We start from the raw sequence: 21,612 nt of genomic DNA on the forward strand, positions 1-21,612 counted from the left end.
CCCTGGCCAGACTTCATTCATTTTCCGGGCGCCAGGCCGTTGGCAAACCGGTTCGTATAACCGAGCGTACCGACACCGCCGATGGAGTTGCATGTCGACGACGCGGCACCGGGCGGACAATCGACGTCACGGTCGAACGACCAGAAGTGGACCCCCACGAGGCCATTCTGTTTCACGAACTGCGCAACGGTGTCTGCATCCGCCGGCGTAAAGGTTTCGCCGGCCACATCGTTGCCGCCGATCATCGGCGTCAGCTCGATCTGGCTGTACGGTACACCCCAGTGATCGTGCAGGTTCATCGCCGCCTGCAGCGCCGACTGCCCCATCTGGCAGGTGCCGTTCGCGACCACGCAGTTCCCCGCCCCGGCCGACCCGTAATCCATCGTCATCAGGTTGATGGTGTAGTTCTTCAGGCCGGATGCCTGGATGGCCTGCATGACCCAGTCGCCATACACGTTGAAGCTGTCGGGTGCGCTGGCGCCCCAGGAGCCGGCCGTGGTCGCTCCCTGCTGGGAAGGCGCCAGTGTCGCCAGCGTAAAGCTGAAGCGCAGGCCGGGATAATTCTGCTGGGCGACTGCCACGCGCTGCACGAGATCGTTGATCACCTGTTGCGTCTGCCCGCCTTCGATATCGAAATCGATCCCGATGAGGTTGCCCGATGCATAACGATTGATGAAGGTCGCCATGCCCGCATCCGTCCCGCACGTGAACATACCGGCCGCACCGCCGGTGGAAATCACGTAGTTCACGTTGGCCGCGGTGAAAAGCGGCACATTGGCGGACGCCATCGCGCCGCCGTCAACGCCCGCCCAGTTCTCGCTGCCGCATTCGCCGGTCGCAAACGCGAGCGTCAGCGTACGCACACCGGCTGGCAGCACCGACAGCACCGGGCTCAATTGACCGGTCACGTTCGACGAGATGACGTTCGTGTTCCAGTTCATCGAAATCGTCGCGTCCTTGTACGGGCTATATACGAATGCCGGCGCCGTACCGGTACCCGCCCCGCCCGCCGTGGCAGCGCCAGTGCCGAAAGACGACCATGCCAGCAGAAGCGCCAGCGCACCCCTCAAGGTCGATCGCTGCATGAATCCGGATTGGTTGCTCTTCATGTTCATGCCCTCATCGCGTTATACGCATTACCGGCAGCGGTCTTTCACGCAAACCATGCCGGGGAATATTTCAGGAAGACGCGCTTCGTCCATGCGGGCGTAACGGAAAACCGACACGTGACATGGACGTCAATCACTTGCACCATTGATATGCACTACATAATAAATATCGTGATCAGATCAGCCCCGGGGCTTCCCCATCTGATGACCAGGTCATACTTTCACCGCCGTGTAACTGCCTGCGGCGCCGCTCGCAATATCGTGGAAGCTTGCTGCACAGGCTGGCATCGCTGCGCCAGACATCGAAAGCAACGAAAATGAAAGCGAAACCGCATGTGCCTTACGGCTGGTTTCATTTCTCGAACCCTGTCTCTCCGTCACTGGTCCATGATTTCCCCCTTTTCGATTGGCAAAGCTCCGCTCAGGTCGAATTCAAAAAGTCGACCTTACAAATTGCCATCTGAAGACAAATTTCGATATTGATGCTGTTTTTATATCAACGACGTGAAACGCCCCGACTTTGGTCAATGCCGATGCAGCATGTCATGCCTCACGTTCGCGCAAGACCGGAGGTCTGCAAGAACGCGATGCAAGCGGTATCGTCAAGTTGTCACGCCGGCCCGTGATGGCATGCCTTCGGCACGGTGGCGGATACCGATATTTCGGCGGATGATGGAGCGATGATCCAATCCGGCACCCGCATTTCAACTGGTCTGCTACTGGTTATACTACATAATCATCCGGCATCAACCCCGGAATCGATTACTTCAAACAATATCGAAATCCGAAATATTCAATCGATTGCATTGCCATATTGCAATTTTCTCCATTCGACAATTCAAACCGGTATCTCGCAGCCATTTGGCTTATTGTTCAAGTCGACGAGATTCAGGCGATGCGCTCGTGCTTCATCATATTGGCGACCGCCCCGCCATGACGCCATGGTTGCCGTTCCCATCCTTGATGCATTCAACGAAACCGGAGGCAGAACATGACAGTCAATGTTGCCGCCCAAGAATCGACCGGCACCGCCCAACGGGTCACCCGGGTGTACGCCAGACTCCTGCTGGTCGGCTTCGCGCTGACGCCTGCGTATCTGATTGCCTACCTGTACTTCTTCCAGGACCCGTCACTGAAATTCGAGAACCACGCCTTTCACGAACTTGCGATCGCGGCTGCCACGCTTGAAGGCGCATTCGTCACCTATGTCTGCTGGCGGTGCTACAGCCTGTCGGGCGAGCCATTGCTACGCTGGCTTACGCTGGGTTTTCTGGGCTTCTCCCTCATCTATGCGCTGCATGGCATGTTCACCGGCATGGCGCATCACAACCTCTGGTTGTTTCTGCTGTACGGTCCGGCCTCGCGCCTGACCATGTCGATCTTCGCTTTTGTCGGGCAACTCACTTATGGTCGCAAGGCCGACAGCGCAGCGATCCGCGGCCGGCGCCGCACATGGCTTGCCTGGATCGCCGTATTCGGACTCGTCGACGTCGCAGTCGCCGCGGTCGCCTACTCGCCGGTGGCCGGCAACCTGTGGGTACGCCTGTCGATGGAGGGGGGCGCACTGCTGTTCTTCAGCGTGAACGTCATCGCGCTGGCCGTGCGCCGCATCCGTTCGCCGTTGATGACGATCTACGGTATTTCGGTGACGTCGTTCGCACTGTCCTCGCTTGCTTTCATCCTCGCGCGGCCGTGGAATCACATGTGGTGGCTGGCGCATGCGATTTTTGCGGCCGGCTTCTTCCTGCTCAGTTTCGGCGTGGTGCAGGCCTTTCACACAACCCGTTCGTTTTCGAAGATCTACAGCCAGGAAGAACTGTTTGCCCGGTTGAGGGAAGCGATGGCAAGGACGGAGCGAGCGCTGCAGGCGCTTCAACGTACCAACGAAAAGCTCGAGCACCTGGCGGCCACGGACCCGCTCACGGGTGCGGCCAACCGGCGGCAATTCATCGAAAGCGTGGAAGCGGAAATCAACCGGGCAAAGCGCAACGGCGCGCCGTTCTCGTTGCTCGCGCTCGACCTCGACCACTTCAAGGCGATCAACGACAGTTACGGGCATCAGACGGGCGATCAGGTATTGCAACGCTTCGTCAACAAATGCGCCGATGCGATCCGGCCGTACGATGGCGTCGCGCGGACGGGCGGAGAGGAATTCATGGTGCTGCTGCCGCACGCCGCGCTGGACACCGCTCAATCGATCGGCGAGCGCATCCGCACGGCGATCGCGGGCGAGCCGTTCGAAGCAGGCATCGGCGAACCGATCAAGGTCACCGTAAGCGTCGGCGCCTCCGAATTCGGTCGGGACGGCGAGACGATCGACGCGATCCTTCGCAAGGCGGACGAACGCCTGTACCGCGCGAAGCATCAAGGTCGCAACCAGGTGGTCGCCGGGTAGCCGGTTGCCGTATTCGTATCCGTACTCGCCACCGCGTCCCCGGCAGACGTTCTTGCGCGACCCGCATGGTCACGATGCCAAAACCGGGCCGACCCTGGATTGCGCAAGAGTGTGAATCGCATGCCCCCTTCGCCAGGGAATGCGCGGCCGGGTTCGAGAGACACCGCCTCGTCACGTACCGGCATGTCCGCGCCCCCGAAAATCCCGGGTTAGTTTCCGCCCCGGGCTTCTCAACCGGACGAAACCGCTTCCGCAGGCCTCGCCCCTGCCTGCCTGCCGACGGATCGTACACCGACATTCTCGATGCCCCGCCAATACGCTGAGAATGACGGGGCGCCCGGGATAATTCCGTTTTCGAACTCAATCGAATCATGACGCCCCGGGCACCGCCGAACGCGTCATGGCGCAGCAACATCAGAACGGGCTGCGTGTCGTATCGCCATTGGTGAACATCGCGTCGACGACCTGATAAAACGCCATCGCCGTATCCGCCACTTCCCAGACCGCGAGGATCACGTGGTAACCGCTACGCATCGGCAGCCGGCATTGATGAATGGTCGGTTGCTGGGGCACCAGGTTCGCATTCGGGTCCCAGTATGGCTGGCCGGGATTCTGGATCGTGCAGAAAGGCGTGGCCTCGAACTGCGCGCGCGTCAGCTTTTCCGACGGATTCCAGTCGGCGCGTGTAATGAAGTAGTTCCAACGACGCGTCTTGTGCACGGCGCTGAATTCCCATTTGAAGTTCTGCAACGCGCCCGGACGTAACGGGATCTTCTGCCAGCGGCCGGGCGACTGCTCGTTCAGCACGGGCAGCGGGCCGTTCGTGCTGGCGCCGGCGATTTCGCCGTCCATCGGTGGCGCGGCATTCTTCGCATCGTTCGGCGCGAACGGATCCGACAGGCCGCTTTGCGTTGCAGGGAAGAACTTGCCGTTCTCCATCGCGTTCGCGTGCCACGCGTCGACAGGACAGTCCGGATTCTGGCCTTGCGTGCACAGCACGATGCGCGAAGGCGGTTCGGTCAAACGGCCGTGCGCATGCGCACCGACCGCTGTGACCAGTAGTGCCATGCCAGCCAACGAGCGTGGCATCACGGAAGCAACGTATCTGCGGATGATCTGATTCATGATCCCTCATGGCATTGATGTTGGAATGAAGGTGTGCACATCGAGCCCGCCGCAAGATCCCTGACCGAGATTCCTGTCGGCGGGTCGCCGCGCACACCGATCGGCAAAAGCAGAGGTCGAATGAAACCGCGGTAAGCGACGATGCGCGAGCCCCGCACCTTCCTCGCGACCTTGAAACACGTGTATCGAACTTGAACGCAACCCGGAACTACGCTCCGTCCCATGCAATCCCGGAGGCCCGCTCGAGCCCGGGAAGCGCTGAATCTTGATCGCACGGCGGCCCCGTCAACAATCGCGCTGATGACCGTGACGCCACTCGGCATGTTCGCTAGCGGCTGACGGAACGACGCGGTCGACCCAGCCCCGGTAGAACGCGCGGTACTTGAGCACGAGCTTGTCGTACTTGCTGTACGCGCCGCCGCCATCCGGCTTCATCCCGTTCCAGATCTTGACGTCGTACCCTGCAGCCTGTCTGGTCTGGAGTCCGAACAACACGAAGTCGGTCGCGCGACGCAGCACGCCGCCCACCTTCTTGATCGAGATGAGCATGTGCATGACGTTCTTGCCTTCGCTCACCGGCGTCACACACTGGAGCAGCTTGTATTTGGCGTCTCCGTCCAGGGCGACGGTCATGACGCACCCGCCGGGGTAGCCATCGAAGTGCAGGTTCATCTGCGACATGTTCAGGCCAAGCGCGCGCGACAGCATGCCGAGGGGCCCGAAGTACCGGTTCACGGTGAAGTCGATCCCGGCGCCGAACCACGCACCGGCCCGGGCCAGCGACTCGACCTCCGGCCACTGGCGCCAGTCGTCGAAGCGCTTGAGCTCGAAGGCCGAGATCGGGAGCGCGTGGACAGGGGTCGCGTGCTGCGCGTCGTAGAAGTTCTCGACGATCCGCAAAACCGCCGTCGTCGTCTCGAACGCGAAGTGCAGGTGCATGAAGTCGCCGTTGTCGACGTCGGCCGCGGCGATTTCGGGCAGCGGGTGCAGCGGCTGCGGGGAGCCGTACCAGACCCACACGTAGCCGTATCGTTCGGCCGTGACCAACGTCGGCTGGCGCGCCCCGCGCGGGACGGGCTCCAGCTGGCGCACCGCCGTGCTGTGGCCGGGGATATGGACGCACTGGCCCTGCTCGTCGTACTGCCAGTGGTGAAACGGGCACCGGATGCACCCGTCCTTGACCTGCCCGTCGGCGAGGTTCGCACCAAGGTGCGCGCAGTGGCGGTCCATCACCACGGCCCGCCCCGTCGCACCGCGCCACGCCACACACGGCCGGCCGAAGAGCGTCAACTCCGTCGGCTTGTCCTTGAGGTCGCCCGAGCGCATCGCGACGTACCAGCTCGCGGCCAGGCGCGTGGTCGCGTCGTACCCGCCCGACGGATACTCCCTGGTGCCCGCTTGATCCAATTGAACGTCGTTCATCATATTCGTGCCGGTGTCGGTCGACTACTTCAGCGCCAAGCCGATGCGGGTCGTGACGTACGCCCTGAGCAGCGCGAACATCGGGTTGTAGTCGAAGTACCTTTTCACCTCTGCCGGCGCGCTGGTCTGCGTCCAATGCAGCAACTTCATCGCCGGCAGCAGGCTGTACTTCGAGTTGTTGAGCTGCGGCTTGGCCCCGGTGATGCAGTACCCGAAGCCGAACATCGGTTTGGCGAAGTCGCGTTCGTCGATGAGGGCGTGAATCCGCGCCGCGGCCTCCTCGGCCGGTTTGCGCCCGGCGCTCACGGCCTCGACCTCGGCTTTGGCGTCGTTGAACAACTGGTAGTACCCCTCCATGTCCGCGCACAGGTACCCGAGGTACGGGGGGTTGTCGTCGAGGCGATCGAGGTCGCCCTCGTCACGCGACGCACGGAACCTCGCGTGGGCCTGCACGAGCCGGAACTGCCCGAGGATCGTGCCGACCGCCCACAGCCGGTGGAACGCGTCCCACAGGCGGAAGTCCGTGAACGCCGTGTAGCAGCAGCTGACGAAGTCGTCGTTGTGGTCCAGAAGCTTCTGCTGCAGGCGCTCGATGTACTCGAAGCGCTCGGGGGAAAAGTCGTCGTCGCGCAGCGCCTTGATGAGGCGCGCCGCGAGGGCGTGGATGGTCACCGCGGTGTTCTCGAGCCCCCGGGAGAAGAGCGGGTCGATGAACCCGTTCGCGTGCAGCATCAGGCAGTAGCGGTCACCGACGCAGGCGCTCGACGAGAACTGCAGGCGGTCGGTCTTGACCCAGTCGCGCACCGGCACGGCGTCCCGGAACTGCGCCCCGATGCTCGGGAACCGCGCGAGGAATTCGTCGAATTCCTGCTGCGCGGAGATGTCCGTTTTCGGGTAGACGCGCGGGTCGAGCTGCAGGCCGACGCTCACCAGGTTGTTGGTCGAGCGCGGGTGGTTGTTGAACGGAATCACCCAGAGCCAGCCGCCCGCGAACATGTGGTGCAAGGTCCCCTCGTGCCAGCGCCAGCGCTGCCCCTTGACCTTGAAGATGTCGTCGAACGGCTTGACCCCGAGCATGTGGGTGTAGAGGCTGCGCGAGTGCGTCTTGAAGCGGCACGGCTCTTCGCGGAGCTTGAACTTGGTCGCGAGCGGCGCGCGGGGTCCTCCGCAATCGATCATGTACCGGCCGGTGTACCGTTCGCCCTGGGCGGTGGCCACGCCGACGCCGTCCTTGTCTGCGTGATATTCGGTCACGTTCGTCTTCTGGCGGACCGTGCAGCCGTATTTGATGGCGGCTTGCAGCAGGTAGGCGTCGACGTCTTGCCGGTAATAATGGCTCTCCGGCCCCCACGGCAGCTCGGGAATGACGCACTGCGTAAATTCCTTCGGGTCGTGCTCCTGGCCGGGCTTGTGGAACACGAAGCCGAAGTTGCGCTTGATGCCCGTGCTCGACGCGACGTAACGCTGCGTCGCGTAGAACGACGTGATGCGGTCAAGCTCCGGAATGCCGTAGCGATCGGCGATGATGCGGTTCATCAAGGACGTTTCGGGGATCGACGATTCGCCGATCGTGAACCGCGGGTGCGACGACTCCTCGATGATCAGCACACGAAACCGTTGTTTGGCCAGGATCGCCCCCATCTGGGTGCCGGACATGCCCGAGCCGAGGATGATCACGTCGAAGTGGTTGCTGTCGTGCTCGTTCGCGGTGCTCTTCTGAGTCATGGGGGCAAGCTCTCCTGGTGAGATGGAACACATGGCCGCGCGCGTCAGGGGTCAGGTGTCAGGGCCCGTCGAGCGCAGCACGGAGGCGAGACCGAGCGGCCCGCGTGAGCGTCAGCAGATCGCCGAGCATGCTGGGCGCGTACCCCCCGCTGCCGATTGCGGGTCCGCTTCGCCCGGCTTCGTACGTCCGCTCCGCCAGTTTGAGGTGAGGCGCCCGGAAGTGCAGCAGGACCTCGAAGACCCGCTCTAGGGCCGCCAGCCCTGCCCCGACAGACTCGCCCCGCGCGCGGGCCGCTTGCGCCTCGCCGAGCACGCGGTCGACGAGCGCCGGCTCCCCGGCGAACCGGGCGTAAACCGCCCTGAACGCCGGAAGCACGTAGGGCAGGTAGGTCTCCTTGAATTCTCGATAAGCCGGGTGGTCCGATTGCGAGCCCCACAGGACGTGCTCCAGCACGAAGAGGGGCATTTCGACGGCACCGGGGCCGAGGTAGCTCTGGCCTCCGACTCGAATCGGTTCGTAGAAGGGGCGAAGCTCGTCGTAAAAGACTTGCGGCGAGATGAAGCGGTAAGCGTAAACGATCGATTCGACCATTTTCTGAAGATAGGCCGCCAGCTCGTCGCTCCCTTCCGCGAACGCGGGCGACTGCAACGGCACGTCGGACAGCTCGACGATCAACGCGATGGCCGCCTCGAGGGCCGCCATCGAGATGCGCACGCTCTCGAGCAGGTGCGCTTCGTCGCGCAGCCCGGTGTAGCTCCGCTGCGCGTCGGCCGCCGCGGGGTTCCAGACCGTCACATGCAGGAGCGTCTCGCGCGGAGGCAGGTCGGTCGCGCGCGCCAGGTCAAGCAGCACCGGCTCGAGCCCGGGCACCACGTCCACGGGCTCGTGTCCGTGCCGTTTGAGCGACCCCAGGAAGAATCCGATGTCCCGCATCGCGGCGGCGGCTTCGACGAAGCCCCAGCCGGACGGCATCCCATGCGCCGGGAGGAACTCGCGCAACAGACCGACGATGCCGGGCACGTCCTTCTTGCGGTTCAGGCCCGGCAACTGCAGAACGAGCGCCCTCGCCCGCAGCGGATCGCAGGCCGCCACCGTGGCGTGCGTGGCCGCGAATGCGCATGCCCGGCCCAGGGCGCGCTCCACTACAGGATCTCCGGCGTTGCGAGCGCCGGCCCGGACTGGCTGCGAGACAACCCCGCGTCGCCCTCACGCAGCGACCGCAGGTAGTCGTAGTTCGTCGGCAGGCTCGTCCGCAGACGCTCGGCCTCGCGCCGGATGCGGGCGAACATCGCCTCGGCCTTGTCGATCGACTCCGGCCGGTGCCGCAAGAGCGGCAGCGACCGGTCCGGCAGCATGCCCAAGCCGGCGAAGATGCAGTAGTAGTTTCCGTTCAACCAGAAGTTCTTGAATTCGTAGTCGAACGTTTCGTAGTACGTGGCGTCGTCGAACGACGTGGTGGTCAGCGGCAACCCCGCCCTGTAACGTTCAACCTTCTCCCTGATGGCGTCCGAGAGCCGCAAGTCGTGCCGGTTCGCGAGCCAGAACGGTGTGTCGTCGCGCGACGTGGTGAAATAGTGCGCCTGGACGAAATCCCGGCAGTCGTCGAACATGTAGACGATCTCGGCGTTGAACGCGTCTCTCAACCGCGGATCGAACGAGGCATCGGGGAAGTGCTTCACGAGCTGGTAAAGCGCCGCGTAGATAAAGTAGATCCCCGTCGATTCCAGGGGCTCCAGAAAGCACGACGACAGCCCGATCGCGACGCAGTTGTTGACCCACGCCCGCCCGTTGCGCCCGACCCGGAACTTGATCTGGTTGAGCGGCTGCTTGTCCGGGAGGCCCCAGAGGTTGAGGAAGTCGGCAGTGGCCTGGTCGCGCGAGGTGAACTTGCTCGAGAACACGTAGCCGCTGCCGAACCGTCCCAGCATCGGAATCTTCCAGGTCCACCCCGAGTTCATGGCGATCGCGGAGGTGTACGGCTCGATCCCCACGCGCGCGTCGTCGTTGGGCACGGCGCTGGCGACCGCGCTGTCGCACAGCAGGTAGTCGGACATGTCAATGAAGGGCTCCTTCAGGGCCTGGTTGATCAAGAGCCCTCGCATGCCGGAGCAGTCGATGAACAGGTCCGCCTCCAGCGTCCGACCCTCCTTGGTGGACAGGCTGGAGATGTAACCGCGCTCGTTCAGGTGGACCTCCACGACCTCGTCGACCACGCGTTTCACCCCGCGCCCGACGGCCCAGCGCTTCAGGAAATCGGCCACCAGGTGCGCGTCGAAGTGCCACGCGTGGGGCATCTGGCGGGTGCCGTCGGACAGGCACGGTGCCAGCTTGGCGTCGAGCGCCTCGGGCTGCGGATAGCAGGCGTACTCCATCGGCTGCTGGAAGCCGTGTTCGCGCTTGCGCAGCCAGTAGTGGGTAAGCGGCACGCCGTCGCAGTTCGGCACGCTGCCGAACAAATGGTAGAAGTAGTCGTCGCGCGAGGGGTCGGGAGACTTCCTCCAGTTCACGAACTTGATGGCGCTCTTGAACGCGCCGTTCACCTGGGGCATCCACTCCCGCTCCGGTATCCCGAGGAAGTCGAAGAACACCTTCTGCAGATTCGGGATGGTCGCCTCGCCCACGCCGATCCGGGGGATCGCCTCGGACTCGACGAGCGTGATGTTCGCCTGCTGCTGAAGCGCCCGGACGAGGTACGAGGCGGACATCCAGCCCGCGGTGCCACCGCCCACGATGACGATATTCTTGATCGGATTGCTCATGACACGCTTCCCATAGGATTCAAAACCCGAATGGACTTCTGCAACGGTGGTCAATTGATCCGCATTCAGAATAAGCCGACGATTATTTAAATCAAACTGACATATTTGACAGTATTTTTATTTTTCGATCACCAGATTTCATTGCATTCCATCGAAATTCCACACCATCAGCGTCGGGGTGAAATAATTTCGAATTGAAGTTTATATTTGTGAACAGCTTGATGATTAGCGCACGATCACTAAACAGTCCCCACTTGCCCCCGCCAGACGAATTCTCAAAAATTCCGAGTCAATAGCAATGACTATTGCATCTTCTCCGATTTTAATTAGATACATAAAAAATCAAACTCCGAGCCCATATCGCGCAACGAGTAAATGGAACAAGCGCTCCCGGTGTTTCAGAATTTCAAACGCGAGAAAGAAGAGTTGCCAGCGACGCTCTCCACCACCTATGATTCCCTGACAATATTCTGGGAACCTCCTTGGCATAACAATTATGGGTACCGACACCATCGCCTTGCATGCCACGCGAAGTCAAAGAAGAAATTTTTCTCTTGTGCCGTCGGCGCCGCGCTATCGAATATGACGATCATCGGACCGGCGGGACTCGGCCCCGGGGGCGGTAATCAAGCCGGCTGGCAGCGGTACGGTGTCAGGATCCCGGCTGGCCGGCTCATCTCTCAAGGACATCAACAGATCAAGCTCGATCGCGCTCTTTCTCGTCGTCGAAAAATCAAGTTATCGCGTGTGCGTCGACATTCCGGCAGCCCATGACAAATTCACTCTTCGTCACTCTCAGCCATAGCGCAATCAATAATTTCACAAAGTAAATCGTTAGAAAGACGAGGTTAGTCGATGTTGACATTGAGTCCCATTCTAAAAATGTCGTTCTACGTCGCCATTGTGCTGCTGGTACCCGGGCCGACAAACACGCTGCTGCTTTCTGCCGGGCTCAAGCTGAATCTTCGTGGTGCGTGCAGGCTGGTCGCGGCGGAGGCGTCAGGCTATGTGATAGCCATTACCGTATGGGGATTTTTTCTCTGGTCTTTGGCGACGCAATATCCATGGATAGTCAGCTGCGTAAAGTTGATCAGCGCCATGTTCATACTCTACCTCGCAGTGAGTATGTGGCTCAAAGGTGCCAACTTTGATGCGACTGACTCACCGCCGCTGGGGTTCCGAGGGCTTTTCTTTGCGACCTTGATGAATCCCAAGGCTTTGTTATTTTCAAGCGCAATTTTCCCGGAGGCGGCATTCAGATCGCTCGATATTTTCTTGTTGTCGACAGGCGTATTTCTGATCACCCTGATTCCGATAGGACTGGTATGGTCCCGGTCGGGGCGGCTGCTGCTCATGAATCGTGCGGAAGGTCGATTGGCTTCTATCGTGTTACGGTGCTCCTCGCTTGTGTTGCTGACGTTCGCAGCAACGCTGGCCAGTTCCGTGCTCAATCGGTGAGGCGGTCATGGCGCGCGCTTTCCTCCTTGCATTGCCTTCGTCAACACGAACACTAAAACGACACTAAAAATCGCGGCGCGAACCGGTGCTCGGTAAACATCGGCGGCTCGTCGGCGTCGTACGCGCCGATGATCGCGAAAGCCGCGCGCGCCGGGTCACCGGGCGGCTTGCCCGACACCGCGCGTGCCGCCGCGCGGCGCTTACCCGCCGTTTCCGCGTAGTCGTCGATCCGACTCGCGGCTTCAATCATCGAACGCCCCGCCCAGTCGGTGCGAAACGCGCCCGGCTCGACGATCGTCACGCGAATGCCCAGCGGCGCGAGTTCATGAGACAGCGATTCGGACAGGGCCTCGACCGCGAATTTCGTCGCGTGATAGTAGCCAGTTGCGGCAAACGCGACGAGCCCGCCGAGCGACGACATGTTGAAGATGTGGCCGCGGCGCTGCTGCCGCATGCCGGGAAGGATCCGCTGCGTCAATGCGTTGAGGCCTAACACGTTGACCTCGAACTGCGCGCGGATCTCGCGCTCCTCGCCTTCCTAGATCGCGGCGAGATAGCCGCAGCCGGCGCTGTTGACGAGCACGTCGCTCACGCCGAAACGCGATCGCGCCTGTTCGACGGCGCTTGCGATCGAGGCCGGATCGGTGACGTCGAGCGGCGACGCAAGCGCGCGTTCGCCGTACCGGCCGGTGAGATCGGACAGGCTGTCGGGCCGGCGGGCGGTCACAACCGCACGCCGGCCGCGTTCGAGCACGGCGTCGGCAAGCGCACGGCCGAGGCCGGACGATGCGCCGGAAATGAACCACACGGGCGATTGATCGTTCATCGGTTGCTCCTTGGGGAAACGGTGGTTCAGCTCGTCTGGCCCGTCGGCCGGATCGTGAGTTCGTTCACGCTGACGCTCGCCGGCGACTCGATCACGTGGCGTACCGCGCGCCCGATATCCGCCGGTTGCAGCGCGATCGCACGGTATTCGCGCATGAACGCCTGGGTCTGCGCGTGCGTGATCGTGTCTGCCAGCTCGCTTTCGACGACGCCAGGATTGATGCAGGTAATCCGCAGTGCCGGATGCTCCTGGCGCAGGCCTTCCGTCAACGCGCGCACCGCGAACTTCGTCGCACAGTAGACGGCGGCGGTTGGCACCACCGACAGCGCGCCGATCGACGCGATGTTGATGATCTGCCCGGCGCCACGCGCGTCCATGTGCGGTAGCACGGCCGCGATGTTCCACAGGACGCCCTTGATGTTGACGTCGATCATGCGGTCCCATTCGTCGTGATGGCCGGCCGCGAGCGGCGACAGCGGCATGATGCCCGCGTTGTTCACCAGCACGTCAATCCGCCCCCACGTTTCCAGTGCCGCAACCGCGAACGCCTGCGCCGAACGGCGCTCGGTCACGTCGAGCGCGCAGGTCTCGACTGCCGCGCCTGCCACGCGAAGATCGCGCGCGATGGCGTCGAGCCGGTCCGTGCGCCGCGCGCCCAGCATGAGCTTCGCGCCCGGTACGCCCAGCTCGCGCGCGATGCCTTCGCCGATTCCGCTCGACGCGCCGGTGATGAGAATGACTTTGTCCATGACACCTCCCTGTTTCGATGACAGGACGATATCGTTGCTTCTCTGTCGCTTGTAGATGGTGAATACTGGATGGGTTGGTTAGCGTAACTGGACAATGATATGGACCTGAATCTTCTGCCGCTGCTCCTCGCCGTCGCGAAAGAACGGAATTTCCGCGCCGCGGCCGACCGGATGGGCGTCACCCGTTCCGCGGTTAGCCAAGGCATCCGGCGGCTCGAAGACACGCTCGGCGTCGCGCTCGTCGTGCGCACCACGCGGTCGGTTCAGTTGACCGACGCGGGCATGCAGCTGGTTCAATCGCTGGAAGGGCCGCTCGTCGACATCGGCAGCGCGCTCGATGCAACGGGCACGACCGACGCGCCGCGCGGCCATCTTCGGCTCACGGCCACGTCGATCGCCGAACCCTTCCTGTCAGGTCCGTTGCTGGCAAGCTTTGCGGAGTGTTATCCCGACATGACCATCGACGTAACCGTGACGGACGAGGAATTCGATATCGTCGAGCGCGGATTCGATGCCGGGATCCGGCTGGGACAGGTAATCGAGAAGGACATGATTGCCGTGCCGCTGGGCGGCGAGCAACGCGAACGGGCGGCGGCCTCTCCCGGTTACGTCGAGAAGCACGGCGCGCCCCGTCACCCCGACGAGCTCGTCCGGCACCGCTGTATCGGCTGGCGGCTGGCGCCGGAGTTGGCGCCTTACCGCTGGGAGTTCGTGGAAGACGGCCGCCCTTTCGACGTCGCGGTCGAACCACAACTGACGACGAACGATCTGCGCCTGATGCTGCGTCTCGCGCTGGCGGGCGGCGGCATCACGTTCGCCCCCGAGGACTGCCTGCGCGCGCATTTCGACGACGGCTCGCTCGTGCCGTTGCTGGAGGCGTTCCTGCCACCGTTTCCCGGCTTCTTTCTCTACTTTCCGCAGCGGCGCAACATGGTGCCGAAGCTGCGGGCGTTGATCGATCATGTGCGGAAATGGCAAGCACCATTCGGCGCTTGCGATTGACGCATGCCGCCCCACGCGAAGACGATGATGTGCAACCGCCAGACCGGCCCCGGATCGACATACTCCCCCGTTGGCCGGCAATTCAGCGCTTCGTAGACGTAGGCAAAAATAAAGTAGTCGCCGTGCGCGGCGTCGCGAAGATCGTGTCAACTCCCCGCGATGGTGTTGCAGCGCCCAGCCGCAATGGTCACGTGTTGTGCGCCCCCCCGAGTTTGAATTGGCAATCGTGCCGTAGTGGTAAGGTTCCTTTCATGCCGTTCGCCGATGTCTGCGTAAGACAATTCCGAACGTTGGGGCGATCCGATGACCAACAACGCCTATACGACAATGATTCTGGCATCCAGGAAGCGTGGAACCCCGCGGAATTGTCAATGCTCGTCAGCCGACATACCGGCAGTCGCCCGTTGGAATCGAAAAAATTTCTGTTGTATTTACGGCAACTTGCATTTATCACGGCGATCATGACCCGCCGTGTCGCGCGCCGATCGAGCGGCTTCTGCCCGAGGGCCGCCACCGTAATCGCTGACGGCGCAGCAACGAGCGCATTGCAAGTTTTCCATTCATGACGCGCTAATCGAAAACCAGCCCCCGCAGCCTGATCAGGCCGATTTCGGTCGATGATCAAAAGGCGAGCGCCCCCCAACCGGTCGCCCGTCCCCGCCTCACGCCGCAGTTGCTTGCGCCCACGGTGGCGTGTGACGCAGGTGAGCGACGGCAAGAACGTCATGCACATGCTCATCTCGATCAAGAAGGTTGGCGGCGTAATGCACCGCGCGACCGACTTCGTGCTGTTCGGGTTGCAGACCCGACAGGCCGTCGGGTACGACGTCAAGATCTGGAACGGGATGAAGCCGGACGGCGGCGGCGCGTACAGCAAGTACGACAAGCTCGTGCTCAAGTACCGCGCGTTCTACCGCGGCTGGGTCGACCGCGTCGCCGACGCAACCGCTCGACCGCGTCGCCGACGCAACCGCTCGACCGCGTCGCCGACGCGACCGCTCGACCGCGCCGCCGCGAGTGAGCGGCGATGCGTGAGTCGGCGGCCGAGACGGCGTGATGAAACCTGCCGCCGGCGCCATTACACCGCCCGATCCCCGGCGCCCTTACGCGGCCCATCGACACGCCGAGTCGGCAAAACAGCGAGCCCGCGCACCGCCGCCCCGCTCTCGCCCCCCTCCCCGCCGCGGCCCGTGATCTCGTCCAGCGCCCGGTTGTTGGTATACGGCCCGAACACACCGATCGACACCATCACGATCACCATGCTGCCGCCGATCAGCACGAACACGGCCGACACCCCGGCGCGTTCGAGCAGCAGCGCGATGATGAAACTGCTCGCGATTCCCGTCAGGCGGCCGATCGAATGCACGAAGCCGAGCGCGCGCCCGCGGATCTCGGTCGGAAACACTTCCGACTGGTACGCGGTGCCGTTGCTCGCGAGCACCGTATTGGACAGCGTGACGAGCAGCCCGAACGCGATCACGAACGGCGCCTGCGCCGACATCGCGAACGCGGTGCCGAACAGCGCGACGCCGAACGCCGACGCGACGATCAGCCACTTGCGCTCGATCCGGTCGGCGAGCAGGCCCGCCACGAACGGCGACACCGGATACGCGAACGCGATCACGAACGCATACCAGAGGCTTTTCGTGACGCTCGCGCCCTGCGCGGCCAGCAGCGTCGGCAGCCACTGGCTGAAGCCGAAGAAGCCGATGCTCAGGAATGCATTGAACGCGATCAGCATCGCCGTGCGGCCGCGATGTTGCGCATCCCACATCGACGGCGCGCGCTGCGGGGCCGGCGCAGTTGAGGCCGGCGCCGGGACCGCGGGCAGCGGCCGGCCGGATTCCCGCTCGACCGCCTGCTCGAGACGCTGCAGCACGGCTTCGGCCTCGGCCTCGCGGCCGTTGCGGGCGAGCCAGCGCGGCGACTCCGGCAACCGCGACTGCAGCCACCAGACGACGACCGCGCCGCTGCCGCCGAGCAGCACGACCCAGCGCCATCCGGAGATCCCGAGCGGATCGTGCGGCACCCATAACCACGACACCAGCGCGAGCACGGGCATCGCGAGATAACCGACCGCGAAGCACAGCGCGAACGCGCGGCCGCGCACCGCCTTCGGCACCAGCTCGGTCAGGAACGCGCCGATCGTGATCAGCTCCGCGCCGATGCCGCAACCCGCGATGAAGCGGCACACGAGGATGCCGAGCGCATGCGTCTGCACGCACATCGCAAGGCTCGCCGCCGTGTAGAGCAGCAGCGCGCCGGTGAACAACGCGCGCCGCCCGAAGCGGTCCGCGAGGCGCGACACGAACATCTCGCCGACGAACAGCCCGGCAAACGTCGCCGCGCCAAGCGCGCCCTGGTCCGACATGCCGAGTACGCCGTGCGAGCCCGCATGAAAGATGCCGTCGCGGATCAGCCCGGGCGGCAGGTAGGTCATCTGGAACAGGTCGTAGACCTCGAAAAAACCGCCGACGCTCAGGAACAGCACGAGCGTCCAGATGCTGGCCGTCGCGGGCAGGCGGTCGATGCGCGCGGCAATCGACGCCGCATGGGAATGGGACATGGCGACTCCTCGATGATCCGCCCGCGCGGCCGGCGCGAAGCGGCGGACAAGGCGCCGGCGCAGCGTGCGCGCGGCGCCGGCGTTCAGACGGTGGCGACCGGGTTGACCGGCGACCCGACGAGCCCGCGCAGGTGCAGCGGCGGCGCGGTCAGCAGGAAGCGATTGCGCCGGTGCGCGCGCAACCATTCGGCAAGCGGCGTCAGGTGCCATAGCTCGCCGAGATGAATGCCGAGCTTGAACAGGCACAGCTCGTGCAGCGGCATCAGCGCGCCGGGCCGCTCGCGCGCCGATGCATTGCGCGGTCGCTCCTCGACCGCGTGGTTGTCCGCCGCGAGTGCCGCGAGCCCCGATGCGGCGATCCATTCGAGCAGACGCGGGTCGTTGCCGTCGAGCACGCAGCACAGGTCCGGCGCGCCGGGCTCGCCACGCACGTCGGCGTCGAGCAGACGATCGGCGAAACCCGTGTGCACGCACACGATGTCGCCGCGCTCGACGACCACGTCGTCCGCGCGCAGCACCGCCATCCATTCCGCGTAGCCGATCTTGCGCCGCTCGTCGCCGAAGTGGCGGCGCAGGTCGACCAGCACGCCGCGCCCCTGCACGCCGGTTTGCGCCATCACCTCGATGCCGAGCGCACCCGCACCGCCGCGCGGCGCGCCCGCTTCGGGCACGTGGATGTGCTCGTCCATCCGGTAGCCGTTGTAGAACACGCGGGCTGGCTCGCCGTCACCCGCCGGATCGAACAGCGAGCCGACGTGCGACAGCGCATCCCATTGCGTCGAGAACTGCGAGTGCATGCAGAACGAGTCGTCGCAGACCACGTCGGTTGCGTTGGCAACCTGTTCGTCGGCCCGATAGCCGAAGTACGGCTTGTCGCCGAGCAGCGCCGGCATGATCGCCGGCGGCCGGCGCCGTGCGTTCAGACCGCCGCCGCGCGGCACGTCGAGCGGCAGGCTCAGAGAAAACACGCGGCCTTCGCGCACCTCCGCGACGCCGCGCAGCACCGCGTCGGCCGTCAGCCAGTTCAAGCGCCCTTTCTGATCGTCCGGGCCGAAATCGCCCCAGTTCGAGCCGGGCGGCCGATGGGTCCAGCGTGGTTTCATGGTGTCTCCTCCATGCCATATCCAGGGTGTGGCGGCAGGCGCGCACGGCCGTCCTTCGCGGCCGTGTCGCGCCCGAGGTTTCGCGGCTAGCGCGTGCGGATCACGCCCAGCCCGGCGAGCCGCTCGTATTCGTGTTCGCCGAGTAGCGGCAGCAGGATCTCGCGATTGTTCTCGCCGAGCGCGGGCGCCGGCCGGCGGAACGTGCCCGGCGTGGCCGACAGGCGCGGCGTGATGTTGTGCATCGGCAGGCTGCCGACGTCGTCGTCCGGCAGCTCGACGAGCGCCTCGCGTTCGATCACGTAGTGATCCTGAACGATCTGCGCGATGTCCTGGATCGGCCCGACCGTCACGCCCGCTTCTTCGAAAAACGCGAGATTGGCGTCGAGATCGCGCGCGGCGATGAATTCGCCGACGATCGCATCGAGCGCCTCCGCGTGCTGCACGCGCTGCACGTTGGTCGCATAGCGTGGATCGTCGATCAGCTCCGCGCGGCCGATTGCGCGGAACAGCCGCTCGGCCATCGCCTGCGTCGAGCTCGACAGGCACAGCCACTTGCCGTCGCGGGTGCGATACGCGTTGCGTGGCGCGGTGTTCGACGAGCGGCTGCCGGTGCGCGCCTTGATCTCGCCCGTCATCACGTAGTTCGCGGCGGCCGGCCCGAGGATCGACAGCAGCGGCTCGAACAGCGACACGTCGATCACCTGCCCCGCCGCGCCGTGCGCGTCGCGCGCATGCAGCGCGACCAGCACGGCGAGCGCGCCGGACAGCCCGGCCGTCATGTCGCCGAGGAACATCGGCGGCAGCACCGGCTCGCGATCGGCGAAGCCGTTGATCGCCGCGAACCCCGCGTACCCTTCCGCGAGCGTGCCGAAGCCCGGCTTGTGGCGATACGGCCCCGTCTGCCCCCAGCCGGAGATCCGTGCGATCACCAGTTCCGGCCGGATCGCGAGCAGGTCATCCGGGCCGAGCCCCATCTTCTCGGCGACGCCGGGCTTGAAGCTCTCGACGAACACGTCCGCGTCGCGCACCAGCCGGCGGACGATGTCGATCCCCTCGGGCGTGCGCAGGTCGACGCACACGCTGCGCTTGTTGCGCCCGTACACCTTCCAGTTCGTGCTGATCCCGCCCGCGCCGACCGCGCGCAGCGTATCGCCGCGCTCGCTCTCGACCTTCACGACGTCCGCGCCGAAATCGGCGAGCTGCACGCTCAGCATGTTGCCCGCCATCAGGCGCGACAGGTCGACGACGCGCACGCCCGCAAGCGGCCCCTGCGCGCTGGCGTCGAACGGTTTCGGACGGATCGGGCCGGTAGACGCGCGACGGCGCGCGCCGGCCGCGTGCGCGGCCTGCGTGTCGGGAACGAACATGCTTGTCTCCTGGTTGGTGTGTGCGTCGTTCGATACGGACTTCGAAGTGCGCGCTCAACCGCGCGCGGCGCTACCCGAGCAGCGCGCCGAGCTGGTCGGCCGCGCGGAACGCCGCGCCCGCGGCGGGCAGATCGCCGCCCAGCGCATGCGTCAGCTCGGCGGCGGCCGCCTGCACACACGGCAGGTAGTCGGCCAGCACCTTCTTGTTGAAGCGATAGCGCGGCACGCCGAGCGAGATCGCGCCGCTCAGCACGCGACCAACGCCGAACGCCGGGCACGCGATCGCCGCGCTTTCCGGGTCGCGCTCGGCGATCGATACCGCGTAACCCTGCTCGGCCGTCTTCTCGTACTCACCGCCGCGCGTGCCGCTGAACGCGAGCAGCACGCGCCCGGCCGCGCCGACGTCGAGCGGGAAGCGGTCGCCCTCGCGCAGATGCGTGCGCACCGAGCGCTGCGCCTGGATGCGGAACAGGCACACGCGCTGGTCGCCTTCGCGCACGTAGAACGCGGCGGTCTCGCCGGTTTCCGCCGACAGCGTCGACAGGATCGGCATCACGTACTCGCGCAGCTGGAACGACTCGCGATACATCATCCCCAGCTGGAACACGGCGGGCCCCAGCACGTAGCGCCCGTCCGGCAGGCGCTTGATGAAGCGGAACTGCTCGAGCGACTCGAACATCCGCAACAGCGTGCTCATGTTGAGCCCCGTCTCCTCGCTGACCTGCGCGAGCATCAGCCCACCGGGCGCGTTGCCGAACGCCAGCAGCGCAGTCAGCGCGCGGTTGACCGCGGCCACGCCGCCTTCTGCCGGATTGCTTGTCTCCACCTTGCTCATGTCCACCTCGTGCGATGCCGGGCATCCGTGCCGCGCCGTGTTGGCCGGCACTCAAAAAATGAAAGTCACTTTCATTATACGCAGATCATCGATGGCATCAACATGAATCCGCACGGCTTCGTTCGCTCATCGTCGCGCAATCTCCTTGGAAACTAGGCGTTAACGATAATCTTGACGAATGCCATCATCCATCACAAAAATGAAAGTGACTTTCATTTTTAGAGATCGACGATGGATTCTTCGCATCAACCTGCCTGGCGCTCGCTGCTGTACGTCCCCGCCCACATCCCCCGTTTCGTCGCATCGGCCACCGCGAGCGACGCCGACGCGCTGATCCTCGATCTCGAGGACAGCGTCCCGGCCGCGTGCAAGGCGGCCGCCCGCGACGGGCTGGCCGACGCCGTGCCGGCGTTGCGCACGCCCGGCCGCGATGTGCTGGTGCGCGCCAACGGCCCGCTCGACCTGCTGGTGCCCGACCTGCGCGCGGCCGTCCGGGCCGGCGTGGACGGCGTCGTGCTGCCGAAGGTGCGCGGCAGCTCGCACGTCGAGGCGATCGACGAGCTGCTGGCCGCGCTCGAAGAGGAAACCGGCGCCCCGCCCGGCGGCACGCGGATCGTCGCGATCGTCGAAACGCCGCGCGCGTTCCAGGCCATGGACCGGATCGCGCGGGCGTCGCCGCGCGTCGTCGCGATGATGCTGGGCGGCGGCGACTTCGCGCTGAACTGCGAAAGCGGCGCGAGCGCCGACGTGCTGCGCGTGCCGAAGCAGTTGCTGATCATCGCCGCGCGCGCGGCCGGCATCCTGCCGCTCGGCCTCGTCGGCGGCCTCGACGAGCTGCGCGATCTCGACGCGTTCGAGCGCATCGCGCGCATGTCCGCGGAACTCGGTTATGCGGGCGCGACCTGCATCCATCCGCTGCAGGTCGGTGCGCTCAACCGCGCGTTCCGACCCGACGACGACGCGGTGCGCGACGCGAACGCGGTGCTGGCCGCCTACGACGACGCGCGCGCGAACGGGCGCGGCGCGCTGCGCGTCGACGGCAGGATGGTCGACGCGCCCGGCGTCGCCCGCGCGAAGCGCGTGCTCGCGCGTCACGCAGCCGTGCAGGCGCGTACCGGCGGCACGCCCCGGTGATGCACGTGCCGCCCTTCATGGCCGCGCTTCGTCCCG

16 protein-coding genes and 2 pseudogenes are annotated in these 21,612 nt (G+C 64.6%); 6 read left to right on the top strand and 12 right to left on the bottom strand.

Translation table 11 applies throughout. The annotated features are described in order from the left end of the window. Positions 1 to 17: 17 nt before the first annotated feature. Positions 18 to 1,109 carry a glycosyl hydrolase gene (locus OHZ10_RS35765; protein ID WP_174993685.1) on the bottom strand — a complete coding sequence of 364 codons (1,092 nt, stop codon included), beginning with the start codon at positions 1,107 to 1,109 and terminating at the stop codon, positions 18 to 20. A gap of 991 nt (positions 1,110 to 2,100) precedes the next feature. Here OHZ10_RS35765 and OHZ10_RS35770 point away from each other — a divergent pair. Next, a complete protein-coding gene (locus OHZ10_RS35770; RefSeq protein WP_059242290.1) occupies positions 2,101 to 3,504 on the top strand; it encodes a GGDEF domain-containing protein in 1,404 nt (467 codons plus the stop codon). 414 nt (positions 3,505 to 3,918) lie between these two features. Here OHZ10_RS35770 and OHZ10_RS35775 read toward each other — a convergent pair whose 3' ends face one another. The 5 genes from OHZ10_RS35775 to OHZ10_RS35795 form a co-directional block, all read right to left on the bottom strand. Next, entirely contained in the window at positions 3,919 to 4,593 is a 675-nt protein-coding gene (locus OHZ10_RS35775) for a lytic polysaccharide monooxygenase (RefSeq protein WP_059242527.1), read from the bottom strand. Between the two features lie 321 nt (positions 4,594 to 4,914). Further along, positions 4,915 to 6,051, bottom strand: a complete 1,137-nt coding sequence (locus OHZ10_RS35780) for a Rieske 2Fe-2S domain-containing protein (protein WP_059242529.1) — start codon at positions 6,049 to 6,051, stop codon at positions 4,915 to 4,917. A gap of 24 nt (positions 6,052 to 6,075) precedes the next feature. Next, on the bottom strand, positions 6,076 to 7,776 hold the full coding sequence (locus OHZ10_RS35785; RefSeq protein ID WP_342706517.1) for an NAD(P)/FAD-dependent oxidoreductase: 1,701 nt from the start codon (positions 7,774 to 7,776) through the stop codon (positions 6,076 to 6,078). A 58-nt stretch (positions 7,777 to 7,834) separates the two neighbouring features. Beyond that, positions 7,835 to 8,920 (bottom strand): monodechloroaminopyrrolnitrin synthase PrnB family protein, encoded by a 1,086-nt coding sequence (locus OHZ10_RS35790; protein ID WP_342706027.1) that lies wholly within the window; start codon positions 8,918 to 8,920, stop codon positions 7,835 to 7,837. Continuing rightward, positions 8,920 to 10,536, bottom strand: coding sequence for a tryptophan halogenase family protein (locus OHZ10_RS35795; RefSeq protein WP_342706028.1), 1,617 nt, complete (start codon positions 10,534 to 10,536; stop codon positions 8,920 to 8,922). Before OHZ10_RS35795 ends, OHZ10_RS35790 begins: the two co-directional genes overlap by 1 nt. A 375-nt stretch (positions 10,537 to 10,911) precedes the next feature. Here OHZ10_RS35795 and OHZ10_RS35800 point away from each other — a divergent pair, with 375 nt between their 5' ends. Further along, on the top strand, positions 10,912 to 11,310 hold the full coding sequence (locus OHZ10_RS35800) for a hypothetical protein (RefSeq protein ID WP_155627365.1): 399 nt from the start codon (positions 10,912 to 10,914) through the stop codon (positions 11,308 to 11,310). An 81-nt stretch (positions 11,311 to 11,391) separates the two neighbouring features. Continuing rightward, positions 11,392 to 11,994 (top strand): LysE family translocator, encoded by a 603-nt coding sequence (locus OHZ10_RS35805; protein WP_081052135.1) that lies wholly within the window; start codon positions 11,392 to 11,394, stop codon positions 11,992 to 11,994. Positions 11,995 to 12,046: 52 nt separating this feature from the next. Here the strand turns inward: OHZ10_RS35805 and OHZ10_RS35810 are convergent. Further along, a pseudogene (locus tag OHZ10_RS35810) lies at positions 12,047 to 12,820 on the bottom strand (oxidoreductase). Positions 12,821 to 12,846: 26 nt separating this feature from the next. Further along, a complete protein-coding gene (locus OHZ10_RS35815) occupies positions 12,847 to 13,569 on the bottom strand; it encodes an SDR family oxidoreductase (protein WP_342706029.1) in 723 nt (240 codons plus the stop codon). A gap of 99 nt (positions 13,570 to 13,668) precedes the next feature. On the opposite strand from OHZ10_RS35815, the gene OHZ10_RS35820 reads away from it, so the two are divergent. Both OHZ10_RS35820 and OHZ10_RS35825 read left to right on the top strand, forming a co-directional pair. Next, positions 13,669 to 14,571 carry a LysR family transcriptional regulator gene (locus tag OHZ10_RS35820; RefSeq protein ID WP_059242301.1) on the top strand — a complete coding sequence of 301 codons (903 nt, stop codon included), beginning with the start codon at positions 13,669 to 13,671 and terminating at the stop codon, positions 14,569 to 14,571. Positions 14,572 to 15,266: 695 nt separating this feature from the next. Next, positions 15,267 to 15,536: pseudogene (locus tag OHZ10_RS35825) on the top strand (Rieske 2Fe-2S domain-containing protein); the annotation flags it as partial. 113 nt (positions 15,537 to 15,649) lie between these two features. Here OHZ10_RS35825 and OHZ10_RS35830 read toward each other — a convergent pair. The 4 genes from OHZ10_RS35830 to OHZ10_RS35845 form a co-directional block, all read right to left on the bottom strand. Continuing rightward, complete coding sequence (locus OHZ10_RS35830; protein ID WP_342706030.1) at positions 15,650 to 17,137, bottom strand: MFS transporter; 1,488 nt, start codon at positions 17,135 to 17,137, stop codon at positions 15,650 to 15,652. Positions 17,138 to 17,220: 83 nt separating this feature from the next. Beyond that, complete coding sequence (locus tag OHZ10_RS35835; RefSeq protein ID WP_059242305.1) at positions 17,221 to 18,240, bottom strand: cyclase family protein; 1,020 nt, start codon at positions 18,238 to 18,240, stop codon at positions 17,221 to 17,223. 86 nt (positions 18,241 to 18,326) lie between these two features. Then, complete coding sequence (locus tag OHZ10_RS35840; protein WP_256087565.1) at positions 18,327 to 19,607, bottom strand: CaiB/BaiF CoA transferase family protein; 1,281 nt, start codon at positions 19,605 to 19,607, stop codon at positions 18,327 to 18,329. A gap of 70 nt (positions 19,608 to 19,677) precedes the next feature. Beyond that, positions 19,678 to 20,442 (bottom strand): IclR family transcriptional regulator, encoded by a 765-nt coding sequence (locus tag OHZ10_RS35845; RefSeq protein ID WP_342706031.1) that lies wholly within the window; start codon positions 20,440 to 20,442, stop codon positions 19,678 to 19,680. A 231-nt stretch (positions 20,443 to 20,673) separates the two neighbouring features. Between OHZ10_RS35845 and OHZ10_RS35850 the strand changes: the two genes are divergently transcribed. Next, on the top strand, positions 20,674 to 21,576 hold the full coding sequence (locus OHZ10_RS35850) for an HpcH/HpaI aldolase/citrate lyase family protein (RefSeq protein WP_174993651.1): 903 nt from the start codon (positions 20,674 to 20,676) through the stop codon (positions 21,574 to 21,576). The last annotated feature ends 36 nt before the right edge of the window (positions 21,577 to 21,612 follow it).

The organism is Burkholderia arboris, assembly GCF_038723655.1.
Classification (GTDB): domain Bacteria; phylum Pseudomonadota; class Gammaproteobacteria; order Burkholderiales; family Burkholderiaceae; genus Burkholderia; species Burkholderia arboris.